The organism is Oleiphilus sp. HI0080, assembly GCF_001635135.1.
Window position 1 is genome coordinate 1 of record NZ_LWFU01000112.1, and the last position, 311, is coordinate 311.

Genomic DNA, 311 nt, shown 5'->3' on the forward strand with positions numbered 1-311 from the left:
CTATTATTGCTATTCAGTGGTTGCTGCTCAATAAAACGCGAGTTGATGATGTTTGGAGTGGCGATTTTGACCAATAAATCCAGTCAAAACATGCGCCGTAAAAAATACGTGCCCGATATTGTCCAACTTGGTGCTCTTTTTGAGAGTAACTATCGAAGAATCATGAAACTGCTGCATCTTGTTGGCGAAGATGATGAGTTAAATATCCTGCTTTACAATGGCGCGCATTATATCGGCACTGTAAACGCTAAGAATATCGAGAGCTCAAAGTACGCCGATACTATATTGTTGCAGCAAACATCCACCGCAGG

General features: G+C 41.8%; 1 pseudogene. It reads left to right on the forward strand.

Features of this window, described 5'->3' with window-relative positions:
- Nucleotides 1-66: 66 nt before the first annotated feature.
- Nucleotides 67-311 (forward strand): annotated as a pseudogene (locus A3751_RS01430) (hypothetical protein); the annotation flags it as partial.